This window comes from Pseudomonas gingeri (assembly GCF_013385425.1).
Classification (GTDB): domain Bacteria; phylum Pseudomonadota; class Gammaproteobacteria; order Pseudomonadales; family Pseudomonadaceae; genus Aquipseudomonas; species Aquipseudomonas gingeri_D.
Genome location: NZ_JACAQA010000002.1, coordinates 311,609 through 328,613, shown reverse-complemented (window position 1 = coordinate 328,613; position 17,005 = coordinate 311,609). Strand labels below are relative to the sequence as shown.

Here is a 17,005-nt window from a genome sequence, read left to right as displayed (position 1 = left end):
GTTCGGTAGCAGGGCGTTCGCTGTGTCCGGTTGGATAAAAAAACGGTGCCCGTGAGCACCGTTTTTCTATGGAGGTCATTCAGCGGGCTGTATTCTCCAGATAGTCACGCAACCGCTCCTGCAGATAGGGCACACCCAACGGGTGCTCCAGGTACTCGACAATCGACATCATTCGCCAATACTGGCCTTCGTCGCCAAACCGGATCGCCTCGATTTCCTTGCGGCTCAGTTGCCCCACCAGGAACCACGAATGGGTATTGGGCTGGGTGACACTGGGATAACGCCGTGCCCATTCGATGCGCTCAGCCCCGATACGCAGGGAAAACTCCTCGTCCAGCTCCCGCAGCGCGCATTCGCTCGGTGTTTCCTCACCTTCACGACCGCCGCCGGCAAAGTCCCAATGCCCGGGATAGGGGATGCTGTCCTTCATGTCACGCAGATAGGTCAGCAGCTCGTCGCCGCAGAGCAGGGCCAGCTTGGCGCCGGAGAACAGCGGTTCGGACATGGTGTTATCCCCCAAATGATCAAGGTCGATAAAGGTGGGCATGGCCGGCCCGATACAGCGAAGATTCGCTGAAGTGGTCGCTGCCCAGCACGCGCCCCACCAGGATCAGGGCCGTGCGACGAAAGCCCTTGGCCTCGACCTGGGCCTGAATATCCGCGAGCGTCCCCACAACCCAGTCCTGATCGGGCCAGGTGGCGCGATGGATCACCGCGATCGGGCAGTCCGCGCCGTAATGCGGCAGCAACTCCTCGATGATTTTAGCCAGATGCTTGACCCCCAGGTGAATCGCCATGGTCGCCCGGTGCTGGGCCAGGCTGGCCAACTCTTCTCCGGCCGGCATCGCGGTCTTGTCGGCATAACGGGTCAGGATCACGCTTTGGGAAATATCCGGCAGCGTCAGCTCGGCGCCGAGCAGGGCCGCGCAGGCGGCGGTCGCGGTCACGCCGGGGACGATTTCATAGGCGATGCCCAGTTCGCGCAGGGGGCGGATCTGCTCGCCGATGGCGCCGTAGAGCGACGGATCCCCGGAATGCACCCGCGCCACGTCCTGGCCCAGGGCATCGGCCGCCTTGATCAGGTCGATGATCTGTTCCAGGTGCAGTTCGGCGCTGTTGACCACCTGGCTGGCGCAGTGGCCTTGCAGGACGGCTTCGGGCACCAGGGAGCCGGCGTAGATGATCACCGGGCAACTGCGGATCAGGCGTTGGCCCTTGACGGTAATGAGTTCCGGGTCGCCGGGGCCGGCGCCAATGAAATAGACGGTCATGACACTCTCTGGACGGACTGCACAGGGCCTCACATGAACGATGTTCATGCAGGAGGAGGGGATTATCTAGGGTTTTGCCCGGTCCAGGCCAGCGCAAAGGTCGCCATGGGGTTCTTCTGCCGTGAAACCAGCAGGTTCGCCCGTGTTTGCCCCAACTGTTCGGCCAGGGCCAGCGCGGCACTTTCGGCCACGCCATGGCAGCCGGTCTGCTCGAAGGCCAGGCGGGAACGATGGCTGAGGCGTGGTTCGTAAGGCGCCAGCTCGGTCGCGCTGAAGAACACCAGCGGCAGGTTCAGGCGCTGCGCGAGTTCGAGCAGGCCCGGCTCAGCCTTTTTTCCGTCAATGCTCGCCAGCCCCTTGATCGCCTTGAGGTCGATTCCATGGGCCTGTAACGACTGCTCCAGCAACGCCTGCAGGGTCGAAGCGCTGCAGCCCTGGCGGCAGCCGAGGCCAATCGCAAGGATCGGCGTTGTCTGGGTTTGTGTCATGGGTGAGGCTCGGGGGGGATGGCGGGGCTGGAGTGAGTTATAGAATGCTTTTGATCTTGAGTCTCAGCTGATCGATGGAGAAGGGCTTGCCGATCACCTGCACGCCGGGCGCCAGCTCGATGCTTTCGGCGTAGCCGCTGGCAAACAGCACCGGCAGCCCGGGGCGCATCTGGCAGGCGGCCTTGGCCAACTCGCGGCCATCCATTTCGGGCAGTCCGACATCGGTCATCAGCAGGTCGATACGGGTATCGGCCTGTCTGAGAATATCCAGGGCCTTGTCGCTGCCGTCGGCCTCCAGGACATGGAACTCCAGTTCCTCCAGGACGTCGACGATCAGCATGCGCACAATGGCATCGTCTTCGACAACAAGGATGGTGGAGGTGGCTGCTGGCATAAGGGGGTATCCCAAAAGTGAAGGGTGGATCAAGGCCGCTGAAATGCTCTGCCTTCTGCATCAGTAAGCCACCAGGTCGGACAAGTTCCCACACTTGTACAAAAAAAACAAAGTGTACAAGATGATAGGCTAAGGTGAGTCATCACGTCACGGCAGTGCGGCCTGGGAAATTGCATTCTAAGCTGTGAGAAAAAAGTCGGTCTTTTATTCGTATATACGGCAGACTCCTTGATAATCAATAACTTTAATCCGGGCCCTGAAATGAATTCGTTGTCTTCGGTGGATGAACAAAGCTTTCGCAAGTTATTGAGCCGCAACATCAGCCTGCCCTTGGCTGTCGGGGTTCTCAGCGCGATCTTTTTCGTTTCGCTGATCACCTACCTGCTGTCGGTGATCCAGTGGGTCGAGCATACCGACCGGGTGATCAATAACAGCAACGAGGCGATGAAGCTCTCGGTGGATCTGGAAACCGGCATGCGCGGTTTCCTGATTACCGGTGACGAGCATTTCCTCGACCCCTATGAAGTCGCCAAGCCGAAAATCATTGCCGACCTGCGTGGCTTGCAGGAACTGGTCGCGGACAATCCGCAGCAGGTCGACCGCTTCAAGCGTATCGAAGCCTTGCAGAGCTCCTGGAGCGAATACGCTCAGGCGATGATCGGACTGCGGCGTTCCGGCGGCGACTATCAGGGGGCGATCCTGTCGGGGCGCGGCAAGCGCCTGGTTGACGAGATCCGTAGCGAGTTTGAAAACGCCATCGACATGGAGCAGCAACTGCGACTCGCGCGCAATGATGCCGTAAGCCGCACCACGATCTGGAGCATCGTCCTCTATCTCATTTTTGTGCTGGGTCTGAGCGCCTTGTTGGCCTTTATTGGTCGACGAGATTTATTAGCACTTTCAGCTAGTTATGCAAAAAACCTCGCGTCACAACTCAAGAGTGCGGAGCGCCTGGAGCAGCAAGCCTGGCTGCGCAGCGGCCAGACCGAACTGGCCGAGCAGGTGCTCGGCCAACTGACTCTCCAATTGCTGGGGCGCAATATCCTGCAATTCTGCGCCCAGTACATGGGCAGTGCGGTGGCGGCGTTGTATGTGCGCGAAGAGCATGGTGGCCTGACCCGTGTCGCCAGCTATGGCTTTTCCCGTGAGCAGGAGCAGCAGGAGCAGGCGATCTTCAGCGATGAAGGCCTGGTTGGCCAGGCCGCGGGCCAGGGCCGCCTGATCCGCCTGGACGAAGTGCCGGTGGATTACTTCAGGGTCAGTTCGGGCCTGGGCAACGGCTCGCCGCGCAGCGTGCTGGTGGTGCCGACCACCAACGATGAGCGGATCAACGGGGTGATCGAGCTGGGTTTCCTGCGACCCTTGAACGACCGTGATATCGAGCTGCTGGAACTGATTGCCGACAATATCGGCACCTCCATCGAAGCCGCGCGTTACCGCCAGCGCTTGCAGGAGGTGCTGGCCGAGACCCAACAACTCAACGAAGAGTTGCAAGTCCAGCAGGAAGAGCTCAAGACCGCCAACGAAGAGTTGGAAGAACAGTCCCAGGTGCTCAAGGAGTCCCAGGTTCATCTGGAAAGCCAGCAGAGCGAACTCGAACAGACCAACGAGCAGTTGGCCGAGCAGGCCCTGGCCCTGGCCGAGCAGCGTGATGCGATGGACCTCAAGAACAATCAGTTGAACCTGGCCCAGGTCCAACTCGAGGAACGCGCCGAGGAGCTGCAACGCTCGAGCAAGTACAAGTCCGAATTCCTCGCCAACATGTCCCACGAGCTGCGCACGCCGCTCAACAGTTCGCTGATCCTGTCCAAGCTGCTGGCGGAGAACCCCGAGGACAACCTTACGGCGGAACAGGTCAAGTTCGCCGAATCGATCTACAGCGCCGGTAACGATCTGCTCAATCTGATCAACGACATCCTCGATATCTCCAAGGTCGAGGCCGGCAAGTTGGAGGTGCGCCCGGAAAACACCAGTATCGAACGTCTGGTGGAGGGGTTGCGCAACATGTTCCAGCCACTGGCCAGCGACAAGCAGCTGGGGTTCGAGATCGAGTTGCGCGGCGATCTGCCGACGACGCTGTTCACCGACCGCCAACGTTTGGAACAGGTGTTGAAGAACCTGCTGTCCAACGCCATCAAGTTCACCGAGACCGGTCGGGTCAGCCTGAGCGTGTCGCGCCAGCCGGGTGTCGGGATTGCCTTTGCCGTCCGCGACTCCGGTATCGGGATCGCCGCCGAACAGCATGAGAGCATTTTCGAGGCGTTCCGCCAGGCGGACGGCACCACCAACCGCCGTTATGGCGGCACCGGCCTCGGCCTGTCGATTTCCCGCGACCTGGCGGCGCTGCTCGGCGGCTCCATCAATGTGGCCAGCCAGCCCGGCCAGGGCAGTGTGTTTACCCTGGTGATGCCGGAGCGGTATGTGGAGCGCCACGATGGCGTGGGCCCCGCGCCGGTGGTAGCGCCGCCGGCACCGCTGGAGTCCCTGGATCCGCCGCGCAAGCTGGCGCCGGTGGTGGTGATGGAAACGCCGATCCAGCGTTTTGCCGATGACCGTGAAAAAGGCCCGTTCAGCAGCCGCTGTATCCTGGTGATCGAAGATGAACAGAAGTTTGCCCAGATTCTCTACGACCTGGCCCATGAGCTGGGTTACCAGTGCCTGGTGGCCCATGGCGCGGACGAGGGCTTCGAGCTCGCCGCGCAGTTCATCCCCGACGCGATCCTGCTGGACATGCGCCTGCCGGATCATTCCGGCCTGACGGTGCTGCAGCGCCTCAAGGAACAGGCACCGACCCGGCATATCCCGGTGCATGTGATTTCCGTGGAGGACCGCGTCGAGGCCGCCATGCACATGGGCGCCATGGGCTACGCGCTCAAGCCGACCACCCGCGACGAACTCAAGGAGATCTTCACGCGCCTGGAAGCCAAGCTGACCCAGAAGCTCAAGCGCGTACTGCTGGTGGAAGACGATGACCTGCAACGCGACAGCATCGCCCGCCTGATCGGCGACGACGATATCGAGATCACCGCCGTGGGGTTTGCCCAGGAGGCCCTCGATCTGCTGCGCGATACGGTCTTCGACTGCATGATTATCGACCTCAAGCTGCCGGACATGCTCGGCAACGAGTTGCTCAAGCGCATGGCCAGCGAAGACATCCGCGCTTTTCCGCCGGTGATCGTCTATACCGGGCGCAACCTGACCCGCGACGAAGAGGCCGAGCTGCACAAGTACTCGCGCTCGATCATCATCAAGGGCGCGCGCTCGCCGGAGCGCCTGCTCGATGAAGTGACACTCTTTCTGCACAAAGTCGAATCCCAGCTGTCCCATGAAAGACAGCGCATGCTCAAGACCGCCCGCAGCCGCGACAAGGTCTTCGAAGGGCGCAAGATCCTGCTGGTGGACGACGATGTGCGCAATATCTTCGCCTTGACCAGCGCGCTGGAACACAAGGGCGCGATTGTCGAAATCGGCCGTAATGGCCGCGAAGCGATTCAGCGACTCAACGAAGTGGAGGACATCGACCTGGTGTTGATGGACGTGATGATGCCGGAGATGGATGGTTACGAGGCCACGCTGGAGATCCGCAAGGATCCGCGCTGGCGCAAGCTGCCGATCATTGCGGTCACGGCCAAGGCGATGAAGGATGACCAGGAGCGCTGCCTGCAGGCCGGCTCCAATGACTACCTGGCTAAACCGATAGACCTGGATCGACTGTTCTCGTTGATCCGTGTCTGGCTACCGAAGATGGAACGGATCTAGTGGATCGAAGTACCGACATCGAGTTGCGGTTGTTGATCGAGGCGATCTACCTCAAGTACAGCTACGATTTTCGCGATTACTCCGGCGCGTCGATCAAGCGCCGGGTTCACCATGCCTTGCTCCAGCTCGATTGCGCAACCATCTCGGCGCTGCAGGAGCGGGTGCTGCACGATCCGGCGGCGTTCATGCAGTTGCTGCAGTACCTGACCATTCCGGTCAGCGAGATGTTTCGCGATCCCGGGCATTTCCTGGCGATTCGCCAGGAGGTGGTGCCGCTGCTCAAGACCTATCCATCGATCAAGATCTGGATCGCCGGGTGCAGCACCGGTGAGGAGGTGTACTCCATGGCGATCCTGCTGCGTGAAGAAGGTTTGCTCGAACGCACGATCATCTACGCCACCGACATCAACCCCCATTCGCTGGAAAAGGCCAAGCAGGGCATCTTTACCCTGGACAACGTGCGCACCTACGCCGATAACTACCGGGCGTCCGGCGGCGAGCGCGACTTTGCCGAGTACTACAACTCGGCCTACGGCTACGCGATATTCGACAAGACCCTACGGGAAAACGTGACCTTTGCCGACCACAGCCTGGCGACGGATAGTGTATTCTCTGAAACACAGCTGATTTCGTGTCGTAACGTATTGATTTATTTCAATAAAAAACTCCAGGATCGAGCCTTTGGGCTGTTCCATGAGTCGTTGTGTCATCGGGGCTTCCTGGTGCTGGGCAGCAAGGAGACGCTGGACTTTTCAGCCTATGGCAAGCGGTTCGAGGCGTTGGTCAAACAAGAACGGATCTACCGTAAATCATGAACGACCCGTTACTGCAAAGCATCGACCGCCAGCGGGTCGAAGCGGTCGTGGTGGGGGCCTCGGCGGGTGGCGTCGAGGCCCTGATGACCGTGCTCGGCTCGCTGACCACGCGTTTCAGCCTGCCGATCGTGACCGTCCTGCACATGCCGGACGGGCACCGTAGCCAGTTGGCCGAAGTGTTCGGGCGGCGCCTGGCGCTGCCGGTGAAAGAGGCGGACGACAAGGAAAGCATTGTGCCGGGTACTTTGTATTTCGCCGCTCCCGGGTACCACCTGTCCATCGAGCAGGACCGCAGCTTTTCGTTCAGTCGCGAAGAGCGGGTGCATTATTCCCGGCCCTCGATCGATTATCTCTTTGCTTCGGCGGCGGACGCTTATGGTTCGCGGCTGATGGGCATACTCTTGACTGGCGCCAATCAGGATGGCGCCGCGGGTCTGGTACAGATCCAACGCCAGGGTGGCTTGACCGTGGTGCAAGACCCGAATGACGCTCGGGTCGCGACCATGCCCGAAGCCGCGTTGGCGTTGCACCAGCCGGACTACCTTCTTTCTTTGCAGGGCATCGGCCGCCTGCTTGTCGAGCTGGAACGAATCACATGCTGAGTACTATCCAGGCCAAACTGCTGATCGTCGACGATCTGCCGGAGAATCTGCTGGCGCTGGAAGCGCTGATCAGGCGCGAGGACCGCATTGTCTACAAGGCGCTCTCGGCGGATGAGGCGCTGTCGCTGCTGCTTCAGCACGAATTCGCCATGGCCATTCTCGATGTGCAGATGCCGGGCATGAATGGTTTCGAACTGGCCGAGTTGATGCGCGGCACCGAGAAGACCAAGAATATTCCCATCGTCTTTGTCAGCGCCGCCGGCCGCGAGCGCAACTACGCCTTCAAGGGCTACGAGAGCGGCGCGGTGGACTTTCTGCACAAACCCCTCGACACCCATGCGGTGAAGAGCAAGGTCAGCATCTTTGTCGAGCTCTATCGACAGAGCAAGGCGATGAAGCTGCAAGTCGAGGCCCTGGAGCAAAGTCGCCGCGAGCAGGGGCTGTTGTTGCAGCAACTGCAGCTAACCCAGGAAGAGTTGCAGCACGCCGTGCGCATGCGCGATGACTTCATGTCGATCGTCTCCCATGAGGTGCGCACGCCGCTCAACGGGCTGATCCTGGAGACCCAACTGCGCAAGATGCACCTGGCCCGGGACAATGCCGACGCCTTCAGCCTGGACAAGATGCGCAGCATGGTCGCGCGGGACGAGCGGCAGATCCAGAGCCTGATTCGCCTGATCGAAGACATGCTCGATGTCTCGCGCATTCGCACCGGCAAGCTGTCGATCCGCCCCGTACGCCTGGACCTGGTGCAACTGGTGAGCAAATTGCTGGAGAGCTTCGCTGCGCAGGTGGACGCGGCCGGGTCGACGATCAGCTATTCGGGCGAGGCGTCACTGGTGGGCGAGTGGGATGAGTTCCGCATCGAACAGGTGATCTCCAACCTGCTGACCAACGCCTTGCGCTATGGCGCCAAAAGCCCGATCGAGGTGCGTGTGTACCGCCAGGCGAACGAGGCCCGGGTTGAAGTGCGTGACCGCGGCATCGGCATCGGCGAAGATGACCAGGCGCGGATCTTTCAGCAGTTCGAGCGGGTGTCCGGCAGTCATGTCGCCGCCGGCTTGGGTCTGGGCCTGTTTATTTCCGAGCAGATTGTCGCGGCCCATGGTGGTCGCATCACCGTCGAGAGTACCCTTGGCGAGGGGGCCTTGTTCTGCGTTTGCCTGCCCTTGTAGGAAAAGCCGACATCAGACGCAACCTCTGGCTGAGCCGATGGTCGTATTGGCAGCAATTTCAGGAATAAAGGCTTCCCATGAGTGAAGATGCACAAGACGTCGTATTGATCGTCGAGGACGATGCCTCGATCCTGATGGTCCTTTCGGCCTACCTTTCCAGCGAGGGCTATCGGGTACTGCAAGCGGAAAACGGCGAGCAGGCGTTCGCGATCCTGGCGAGCAAACCCAACCTGGACCTGATGATCACCGATTTTCGTTTGCCTGGTGGTGTTTCCGGGGTAGAGATCGCCGAGCCCGCGGTCAAGCTGCGCCCGGACCTCAAGGTGATCTTCATCAGTGGTTACCCGGCGGAAATCCGCGAGTCCCACAGTCCCATTGCCCATAGCGCGCCGATCCTGGCCAAGCCGTTCGACCTGGATGTCCTCCAGGAGCAGATCCGCAAGCTGTTGGCCTGACCCCCGTCACACACTGATCATCTCGCGAACCTTGGCCGTCAGCAGCTCGAAGGTGAAGGGCTTGGTGATCATTTGCATACCCGGGTCGAGGAAGCCGCCGCGCACCGCCGCGTGTTCGGCGTAACCGGTGATAAACAGGATCCTCAGTCCGGGCCGCAGTTGCCGGCCGATTTCCGCCAGTTGCCGGCCGTTCATCCCTGGCAGCCCGACGTCACTGATCAACAGGTCGATGCGCTGGCCGGAGTCAAGAATCGGTATCGCGCCATTGGCATCGCAGGCCTCGACAAAACGGTAACCCAGCTCACCGAGCACTTCGCTGACCAGCACCCGCACCGCCGGATCATCCTCGACGATCAGTACGGTTTCGCCGTCTTCGGCATGGGGCGCATGGCCGGAGTGCAGCGCTTCGTCCTGGACCACCGGGGCACCCTGGTAGCGCGGCAGGTACAGACTGACCGTGGTGCCCTGGCCGACGGTGCTGTCGATGGCCACATGGCCTCGGGACTGTTTGCTGAAACCATAGATCATCGACAGGCCCAGGCCCGTGCCCTGGCCGATGGGTTTGGTGGTGAAAAACGGATCGAAGACCCGGTTGATGATGCTTTGCGGTACGCCGCTGCCGCTGTCGCGCACCTGCAGTACCACATAGTCGCCGGGCTCGAGGTTGGCCTGGGCTTCGGTAAACGCCAGGTCCAGCGATTGGTTGAAGGTCCTGACCAGCAGGTTGCCGCCGTCCGGCATGGCGTCGCGGGCATTCAGCACCAGGTTGAGCAGGGCGCTTTCCAACTGGTTGGGGTCGGCTTCGGCGGTCCACAGGTTTTCACCGAGGGCCATTTCCAGGCGAATGCTTTCATTGAGGCTGCGGTTCAGCAGCTCGCCCATGGAGGTCACCAGCTCGTTCATATTGACGGGCTTGGAGTCCAGCGACTGGCGCCGGGAAAAGGCCAGCAGGCGGTGGGTCAGGCCGGCGGCGCGGTTGGCCGAGGTCACGCCGAGGTCGATCAGGCTGTCGAGGTCCTCGAGGCGACCACGGGCCAGCCGCCGCTTGAGCAACTCGAGGCTGCCGATAATGCCGGTGAGCATATTGTTGAAATCATGGGCGATGCCGCCGGTGAGTTGGCCGACGGCTTCCATTTTCTGCGACTGGCGCAAGGCTTCCTCGTTGTGACGCAGTTGCGCGGTGCGCTCTTCAACCTGTTGTTCGAGGGTTTCGAGGGTGTCCTTGAGGCGCAGTTCGCTTTGGCTGAGGTCGAACAGCCGGTCGCGGGCTTCATACTGGCGGCGGCGTCCGCGAATGGCGGCGGTCACCAGGCTGATCAGGGTTACCGGGTGGAACGGGCGCTCGAGAAAGGTCACATTGCCCAGCAGCGCGCCGAGCCGGGAAGAGGGCGGTTGGTCCGGGCCGCCGTGATGGGTCAGCAGCACGATCGGCAGGTCGGACCAGGCCGGCTGCTGTTGCAGGTACGCCTGCAGGGCGCCCAGGTCCGCTTCGCGCAGGGCCTCGGCGGCGATGATGATCAAACCCACGCCTTGTTCCAACTCGGCGCCGAGTGCCGCCAGGTCCCGGGCGATTACCGCGGGAAAACCGGCCTCGGCGAGAATCCTCAGGGCAATCTGGCTGTCGCGCCCCAGCGGAGCGAGGATGATGGCCCGTTCGGAGACCACGTCGGGGGTAGTCACAAACCTTCTTCCTTGAGCAGGGGCGGGCCTTCACCGAGGTAGGTCGGTACGCCACGCAAAACTCCCTGGAACGCCTCCAGCGGCGCACCGATGGTGATGCCCCGCGCATTGATGCGGTATTCGCGGATCGTCGACTCGTGGGCGCCGGTGCGTTTCTTGATGATGGAGATGGCCCGGCGGACCTTGCCCAGTGCTTCGAAGTAACGCAGCAGGATCACGGTGTCCGCCAGGTAGGTGATGTCCACCGGGGCCTGCATGTCGCCCACCAGCCCGTGCTGGGCGACGGTCATGAAGGTCGCCGCGCCCTGGCGATTGAGGTAGAGCAGCAACTCGTGCATATGCAGGATCAGCGCATTTTCTTCCGGCATCGCGGCCTGGTAGCCGTTGATGCTGTCGATCACCACGGTCTTGATGCCGCCCTGATCCACGCAGCGGCGCACCCGATGGGAGAACTCACCGGGTGACAGTTCGGCGGCGTCGACCTGCTCGATCAACAGGTTGCCAGTGTCTTGCAGGGCCTGGAGATCAATGCCGATATTGCGCATGCGTTCGAACAGCAAGCCGAGCTCTTCATCGAAAATAAATAACGCGGCTTTCTCGCCGCGGGCCACCGCCGCGGCGGCGAAGACCATCGCGATCAGCGATTTGCCGGTGCCGGCCGGGCCGAGGATCAGGGTGCTGGAGCCGGTTTCGATACCGCCGCCGAGCAGTGCGTCCATCTCGGCGATGCCGCTGGTGAGTTGCTGGCGCACATAACGGCCACGGTGTTCGGCCGCCACCAGCCGGGGGAAGACATGCAGGCCGTCGCTCATGATGGTGAAGTCATGGAAACCGCCACGGTATTTCTGCCCACGGTACTTCACCACCCGCACGCGGCGTCGTTCGGCGCCGTAGTTGGGGGTCAGTTCCTCCAGGCGGATCACGCCATGGGCGACACTGTGCACGGTCTTGTCGAGGGATTCGGTGGTCAGGTCGTCGAGCAGCAGGACGGTGGCGTCATAACGCACGAAGTAGTGCTTGATCGCCAGGATCTGCCGGCGATAGCGCAGCGAGCTCTGGGCCAGCAGGCGAATCTCCGACAGGCTGTCGAGGACCACGCGGGTCGGCTGGACCCGTTCCACCACTTCGAAAATCTGCTTGGTGGCTTCGCCCAGTTCCAGGTCCGAGGAGTACAGCAGGCTTTGCTGATGGTCGGCGTTGAGCAGGCTTTCCGGCGGGGTCAGCTCGAACAGGCTGATGTTCTCGTCCAGTTCCCAGCCGTGGGACGCGGCGCCCTGGCGCAGTTCGCGTTCGGTTTCCGAGAGCGTGATATACAGCGAGCGTTCGCCGGCCTGGGCACCGGCGAGCAGGAAGTGCAGCGCCACGGTGGTCTTGCCGGTGCCGGGTTCTCCTTCGAGGAGAAAGACATGGCCGCGGGACAAGCCGCCGCAGAGGATATCGTCCAGCCCTTCAATGCCGGTCGCTGCCTTGGGAGTGATGGGGGCAAGTGATGTAGTCAAGTCCAGACCTCTTGTTACCTAGGAGGGGTCTTGTACTGGACCTTGGGCATTTATCGGGGTTCAAAATTATTGAGCGACTCAGCCGGCTGAACACGATCTCTCCCTGTGGGTGTCGGCTTGCCGGCGATGGGGGCTGCAAGATAGCCAGAAGCTTCGCGGGCAAGCCCTGCTCCTACAACGTTGTGCCGTACACACAATCGGTGAACGACGCCATACTGTAGGAGCAGGGCTTGCCCGCGAAGAGGCCCTCGAACCCGCCAAAAGTCTCTCGGACGAGCACTTACAACCCCTGCTGCAACGCCGGATCATCCGGGTTCTGCTGCTCCAACTGGGCCAGCAGGATCTGCACGTTCTGCAATTGCCCGGTTTCCTTCCAGTAACTGATCAGCAGCACCCGCGCCTTGCGGTTCGACGGCTGGCGCTGGACGATTTCCTCCAACTGCCGCTGGGCCGCCTCGACCTGCTGCAAGTCATGCAGGGTGGTGGCCAGCTTGTAGCGGTACTCGGCGTTCTCCGGTTGCAGTTCCACCGCCTTGGCCAACCCCAGCACCGCGAGTTCGGTCTGGCCGTGACGCAATAGCCAGACCCCCAGGGCATGTTGCAGATAGGCCGATTGCGGCTGCACCTGCAGCTGCTTGGCCAGCAGTTGCCGGGCCTGGTCCGGCTGGTTGCGCTTGTCCAGCAATTCGACCTGGGCCACCAGCGCCTTGAGGTTGTCCGGTTCCAGCCGCGAGACATGCTCCAGCGCTGCCTGCGCCTTGTCCAGCTGTCCCTCATGCAAATACAAGCGCGCCAGCTGGAACTGCGCCTCGGCGCTTTCCGGCTGGGCCGCCAGGGTCCGTTCGTACTCGTCCACCACCTGTTGCAGCGGGCCGTAATACAAGCCCTGGTCGTCCGGTGACAAACCGAGCATGGCGTTGGCGGCGGCGAAGCGCACGGCTTGCTCGTGGTCTTCCAGCACCGGACCGAGCAACAGGCTGCGCTGGGCCCCGGGTACCAGGCCGACAATGCTCTGGATCGCCGCTTCGCGAACCATCGGCGAGGAGTTCTGCAGGTCCGCATCGGCCAGTTTCAGGGCCAGGGGGCTGGGGTAGTTGGGCAGTTCGGCATGCAGGGCGGCGCGGCGGGCATCCGTCAGGTCTTTGCGCGCCAGCTGCTGGTAGAGCACCCGCGCCGCGCCGGGCAGGCCGTTATGCGCTTGCTTCAGCGCCTGGCCGTAATTGATATGCGGGGCCTGGGGAGCGACAGGCTTGCCGGGCAGCCAGTGCCAGACAAGGCCGAGGGCGAGCAGGAGCGACAGGCTGGTAAGCAGGTAGCGGCGAGGCTTCGTCATGCAGGGTCCGTGAGCTGGCGAGCGTTGAATGTACCAGCTTCGGTCAGCCGCGCTCAGGAGTCAAACCCGCGCCACCGATCAGCCCGCCTCAGGTCAGCACATAGTCCACCGGTTCCAGCACCGGTGGCAGTTCGCTGTGCCCGAGGCTGGCGAGGACTTCGCGTTCCACGCTGCGCAGGATCGCATTGCACGGCAGATCGTTTTCATCGAAGCCGAACGGGTCCTCCAGGTCGTCGCCGATCTCGTCCAGGCCGAGGAAGGTGTAGCTGACGATGGCGGTGAACACCGGCGTCAGCCAGCCCAGCGGTTCGGCCATGGCGAAGGGCAGGAGAATGCAGAACAGGTAGATGGTGCGGTGCAGCAGCAGGTTGTAGGGGAAGGGCAGTGGCGTGTGCTTGATCCGCTCGCAACTGGCCTGGACCTGGCTGAGGCTGAGCAGCAGCGCCGAGAAGATTGTATAGCGGTACTCGCTGATCAGCCCTTGTGCCGCGAACCCGGAGCAACGTGCGCCGATCCGTTGCAGCAACTGGTCGGTGGCATTCGGATGGCCGGCGGCGGGCGTTTCCTGTTGCCAGGGTTCGATGGCCTGGCGTTCGTCCTCCAGGCGCAGACGGGCAATCAGGCCGTGGGCAAAACCGCAGAGCTCGCGCAGCAGCGCGGTCCGTTGCGGCCCATCGCCGAGCACCTGGCTTTCGCGAATCAACGAGCGCACGTCGATGATCAATTGCCCCAGCTGCTTGCGACCTTCCCACCAGCGGTCATAGCAGGCGTTGTTGCGAAAGCTCATGAAGATCGACAAGGACAAGCCGAGCAAGGTGAAGGGCGTGGCATTGACCTTGGAGAAATAGGCCGGATGCCAGGTCTCCACCAGCACGATGACCGAGGCCAGCACGGTCACCAGCAGGCAGCGCAGGGCAATGCGCTTGGCAATCGAGCCCTTGAGGGAAAACAGGATGGCGATCAGGTTCGGCTTGGAGCGGACGATCATGGCGAGGGTCTTGGGGCTTGGGAAAAATGACGGTACTCCACCTTAAGCGCCGCTGCCCGCCGTTGTCCAATCACCCTGGCCGACAAGATGATCGAAGGGCTCTATGACGGCATTAGCCGGGCAGCATCAAGCCGCTGGTCTCCCGCGTCAATGACTGGCGCTGGTGGACGAATTCCGCCATGCGCTCGCCGGGGATCGCCTTGCTGAAGTACCAACCCTGGATCACCAGTTCCGTCGACGAGTGCAGGGCATCGTACTGCTCCTGGGTTTCCACGCCTTCGACAATGATCCCCAGGTTCAGGGCTTCACACAGCCGCAGCATGCCATTCAAGACCCGCGCGCCCTCGGGATGGCAGTGGGCGACGACAAAGCTGCGGTCGATCTTGATGCAGTCGATCTTGAACTGGTGCAGGTAACTCAACGCCGAATAACCGGTGCCGAAGTCATCGATATACAGCTTGGCGCCGAAACCGTGCAGGCGCTCGATCAGGCGATTGATCACCTGGACATCGCCGACCAGGGCGTCCTCGGTCAGTTCGACGGAAATCATGCCCTGGGCCTGGGCGAGGATCTCCAGCAGGCGCCCGCCGTACTCCGGCATGCACAAGGTAGCGCCGGTCACGTTGATGGTCATCGGCAGTTCAAAGCCGGCCTTGTGCCAACGCCGATATTGCTCCAGCGCCTGGGAGGCCACCCACAGATCGACATCCGGCATCAGGTTGGCCTGGCCCAGCCACTTGAGGAACTCCCAGGGCTGCTGGGCGTTACCATCCTTGTCGCGGGCGCGCATCAGGGCCTCGCAACCGGTGCACAGGCCGGTGGTCTTGGAGATTTGCGGCTGGAACTCCAGGTAAAACTCGTATTCGCTGATCTGGCGGATACGGTCTACTTCCCGGGCACGACGGGCGTCGTTCTTGTACGAGGCCGCCACCGGGTCGAGTTCGAACAGCCGGCCCTTTTCCTCGAGGCTGCGGAAGGTGGTGTCGAAGGACTTGATATAGATGCCGTTGTCGGCGTCCTGGTGACGGTGCAGGCCAATCACATAGGGGGCGTAGATCAGGCTGCCGATACCCAGCAGCACCAGTTGCAGGACCACCGCGGCCCAGTCGCCGTTGGTGCTCAGGTAGGCGTTGAGGAGCACCGGCGAATTCAGCGGCATGCCGGTGACCATCGGTGCCACCCAGCCGGCCTGGGTCACCGCCACCGCGATCAGCGCGTTGAGCACCGGGGTGATCAGAAAGGGGATGAACAGGCGCGGGTTGAGAATGATCGGCAAGCCGAACAGCAGGACTTCATTGACGTTGAACAACGACAGCGGCACCGCGGCCAGGGCCAGCAGGCGCAGGGAGCGGTCACGGGTAAACAGCAGCACGGCGACGATCAGTGACAGCGAGGCTCCGGAGCCGCCGATAAAGGCGAAACAGCCCAGCAGGCCGCTGTTGAGGATATAGCGGTGCGGCTCCCCGGCGGCGAGGTTGATCTGATTGATAGTCACCGCCTCGTCGAGGACGCTGAACACCGGCTGCATGGCGTGCAGGCCATGGATGCCGAAGAACCACAGGACCGAGTTGGTGGCACTGATCAGCACGCCGTAGCGGTAGGGATGGTCCAGCGCCCCGCGGTCGAAGGGCACCTGCATCTGGGCGATCAGGGGGATCTCCAGCAGCAGCGACAGCACGGTGACCAGCAGGGCGGTGGCGATCAGGCCGGGGAGCACCGCGTTGATGCTGTCGCGGACATTGAAGCCGACCACGTTTTCCCGTACCAGCCGTGTCCAGGATTGTCGGTACAGCCAGGCCATGATCGGTACGTTGATCAGCGGCGAGGCGATGGCGATAAACAGCACCAGGGTGGCCGCGGCCCGGGGAAAGTCGCTGAGCAGGTAGATGGCGATTTCCACATGGGCCAGGCACAGGAAGGCCACCGGCACCTGGGGCAGGCGATAGCGGATGGCAAGCATATAGCCGATGGAGGCGGCCACCAGCAAGGGCAGGATGCCGCTGATCTTCTCGTGCAATCCGGCGAGGAAATTCACCCAGTCGTCGGGCAGCCCGGCCAGGCGGGCGCAGGCCGACAGGATCAGGAACGCCGTCGACACCAGCAGGCAGGGCAGCAGCCACAGCAGGCCTTCGCGGATGGCCCGCAGCGAATCGGCCCCGGCCAGCGCGGCCAGGCGCTGGGTCAGGAACAACTGGAAGACTGACTGTGACATTGCCCAACCCCTTTAGACCTTCAGTCCTTTCGGGGCAAATAGCTATCAGTTCGGCCCCTGGCGACGAGCATATCCCGAGATGGCCCGAAAAGGCCAAGTCGCTGCTTGAAAAAGCCCCGAGGCCAAAGGCACTCGGGGCCGGTCGATGGGTGTGCGGGCGAAAAATGGCGGCGTCACTGATGTCCGCCGGATTGCAGTTGGTGACCGAGCCGAGCAGTGGCGGGAGCAGGCTGTTCGCTGTCCCGGTGGCGGTCCAGACTACCGGCGTGACCTCGCCCGCGGCGCAGGCCCCTGCGACTCCGGCGCTGGAGGTGAACAACGACGGCAGGATAGT

14 protein-coding genes are annotated in these 17,005 nt (G+C 62.1%); 5 read left to right on the top strand and 9 right to left on the bottom strand.

Features of this window, described 5'->3' with window-relative positions:
- Positions 1 to 79 precede the first annotated feature (79 nt).
- The 4 genes from HX830_RS02025 to HX830_RS02010 all read right to left on the bottom strand — a co-directional run bounded on the left by HX830_RS02025 (position 80) and on the right by HX830_RS02010 (position 2,153).
- A complete protein-coding gene (locus tag HX830_RS02025) occupies positions 80 to 505 on the bottom strand; it encodes an NUDIX hydrolase (protein ID WP_103494832.1) in 426 nt (141 codons plus the stop codon).
- 19 nt (positions 506 to 524) lie between these two features.
- Entirely contained in the window at positions 525 to 1,271 is a 747-nt protein-coding gene (gene cobM / locus HX830_RS02020; RefSeq protein ID WP_152739531.1) for a precorrin-4 C(11)-methyltransferase, read from the bottom strand.
- 62 nt (positions 1,272 to 1,333) lie between these two features.
- Entirely contained in the window at positions 1,334 to 1,759 is a 426-nt protein-coding gene (locus tag HX830_RS02015; protein ID WP_152739530.1) for a cobalamin biosynthesis protein, read from the bottom strand.
- Positions 1,760 to 1,796: 37 nt separating this feature from the next.
- Positions 1,797 to 2,153 carry a response regulator gene (locus HX830_RS02010; protein WP_103494835.1) on the bottom strand — a complete coding sequence of 119 codons (357 nt, stop codon included), beginning with the start codon at positions 2,151 to 2,153 and terminating at the stop codon, positions 1,797 to 1,799.
- 261 nt (positions 2,154 to 2,414) lie between these two features.
- Between HX830_RS02010 and HX830_RS02005 the strand changes: the two genes are divergently transcribed.
- The 5 genes from HX830_RS02005 (at position 2,415) to HX830_RS01985 (ending at position 8,959) form a co-directional block, all read left to right on the top strand.
- Positions 2,415 to 5,912: a response regulator gene (locus tag HX830_RS02005; RefSeq protein ID WP_177098812.1), complete on the top strand. Its 3,498-nt coding sequence runs from the start codon at positions 2,415 to 2,417 to the stop codon at positions 5,910 to 5,912.
- The gene (locus HX830_RS02000) at positions 5,912 to 6,727 is read left to right on the top strand and encodes a CheR family methyltransferase (RefSeq protein WP_177098811.1); all 816 of its coding nucleotides are present in this window, start codon (positions 5,912 to 5,914) and stop codon (positions 6,725 to 6,727) included. The genes HX830_RS02005 and HX830_RS02000 overlap by 1 nt, the downstream gene beginning before the upstream one ends.
- A complete protein-coding gene (locus HX830_RS01995) occupies positions 6,724 to 7,329 on the top strand; it encodes a chemotaxis protein CheB (RefSeq protein WP_103494838.1) in 606 nt (201 codons plus the stop codon). Before HX830_RS02000 ends, HX830_RS01995 begins: the two co-directional genes overlap by 4 nt.
- Positions 7,323 to 8,504: a hybrid sensor histidine kinase/response regulator gene (locus HX830_RS01990; RefSeq protein ID WP_103494839.1), complete on the top strand. Its 1,182-nt coding sequence runs from the start codon at positions 7,323 to 7,325 to the stop codon at positions 8,502 to 8,504. The genes HX830_RS01995 and HX830_RS01990 overlap by 7 nt, the downstream gene beginning before the upstream one ends.
- 77 nt (positions 8,505 to 8,581) lie before the next feature.
- Complete coding sequence (locus HX830_RS01985; protein WP_103494840.1) at positions 8,582 to 8,959, top strand: response regulator; 378 nt, start codon at positions 8,582 to 8,584, stop codon at positions 8,957 to 8,959.
- A 6-nt stretch (positions 8,960 to 8,965) separates the two neighbouring features.
- On the opposite strand, the gene HX830_RS01980 is transcribed toward HX830_RS01985, so the two are convergent.
- The 5 genes from HX830_RS01980 to HX830_RS01960 all read right to left on the bottom strand — a co-directional run bounded on the left by HX830_RS01980 (position 8,966) and on the right by HX830_RS01960 (position 16,671).
- Positions 8,966 to 10,639 carry an ATP-binding protein gene (locus tag HX830_RS01980; RefSeq protein WP_103494841.1) on the bottom strand — a complete coding sequence of 558 codons (1,674 nt, stop codon included), beginning with the start codon at positions 10,637 to 10,639 and terminating at the stop codon, positions 8,966 to 8,968.
- A complete protein-coding gene (locus tag HX830_RS01975; RefSeq protein WP_177098810.1) occupies positions 10,636 to 12,138 on the bottom strand; it encodes an ATPase domain-containing protein in 1,503 nt (500 codons plus the stop codon). Before HX830_RS01975 ends, HX830_RS01980 begins: the two co-directional genes overlap by 4 nt.
- A 280-nt stretch (positions 12,139 to 12,418) precedes the next feature.
- Positions 12,419 to 13,471, bottom strand: a complete 1,053-nt coding sequence (locus tag HX830_RS01970) for a tetratricopeptide repeat protein (RefSeq protein ID WP_177098809.1) — start codon at positions 13,469 to 13,471, stop codon at positions 12,419 to 12,421.
- 88 nt (positions 13,472 to 13,559) lie between these two features.
- Positions 13,560 to 14,459: a bestrophin family protein gene (locus HX830_RS01965; RefSeq protein ID WP_152739526.1), complete on the bottom strand. Its 900-nt coding sequence runs from the start codon at positions 14,457 to 14,459 to the stop codon at positions 13,560 to 13,562.
- Positions 14,460 to 14,571: 112 nt separating this feature from the next.
- Positions 14,572 to 16,671, bottom strand: a complete 2,100-nt coding sequence (locus HX830_RS01960; RefSeq protein ID WP_177098808.1) for a PTS sugar transporter subunit IIC/EAL domain-containing protein — start codon at positions 16,669 to 16,671, stop codon at positions 14,572 to 14,574.
- Positions 16,672 to 17,005: the final 334 nt, after the last annotated feature.

Coding starts and splice junctions, on each gene's coding strand:
- HX830_RS02025 (WP_103494832.1), bottom strand. CDS start 505: ATGTCCGAACCGCTGTTCTCCGGCGCCAAGCTGGCCCTGCTCTGCGGC.
- cobM (WP_152739531.1), bottom strand. CDS start 1,271: ATGACCGTCTATTTCATTGGCGCCGGCCCCGGCGACCCGGAACTCATT.
- HX830_RS02015 (WP_152739530.1), bottom strand. CDS start 1,759: ATGACACAAACCCAGACAACGCCGATCCTTGCGATTGGCCTCGGCTGC.
- HX830_RS02010 (WP_103494835.1), bottom strand. CDS start 2,153: ATGCCAGCAGCCACCTCCACCATCCTTGTTGTCGAAGACGATGCCATT.
- HX830_RS02005 (WP_177098812.1), top strand. CDS start 2,415: ATGAATTCGTTGTCTTCGGTGGATGAACAAAGCTTTCGCAAGTTATTG.
- HX830_RS01995 (WP_103494838.1), top strand. CDS start 6,724: ATGAACGACCCGTTACTGCAAAGCATCGACCGCCAGCGGGTCGAAGCG.
- HX830_RS01990 (WP_103494839.1), top strand. CDS start 7,323: ATGCTGAGTACTATCCAGGCCAAACTGCTGATCGTCGACGATCTGCCG.
- HX830_RS01985 (WP_103494840.1), top strand. CDS start 8,582: ATGAGTGAAGATGCACAAGACGTCGTATTGATCGTCGAGGACGATGCC.
- HX830_RS01970 (WP_177098809.1), bottom strand. CDS start 13,471: ATGACGAAGCCTCGCCGCTACCTGCTTACCAGCCTGTCGCTCCTGCTC.
- HX830_RS01965 (WP_152739526.1), bottom strand. CDS start 14,459: ATGATCGTCCGCTCCAAGCCGAACCTGATCGCCATCCTGTTTTCCCTC.
- HX830_RS01960 (WP_177098808.1), bottom strand. CDS start 16,671: ATGTCACAGTCAGTCTTCCAGTTGTTCCTGACCCAGCGCCTGGCCGCG.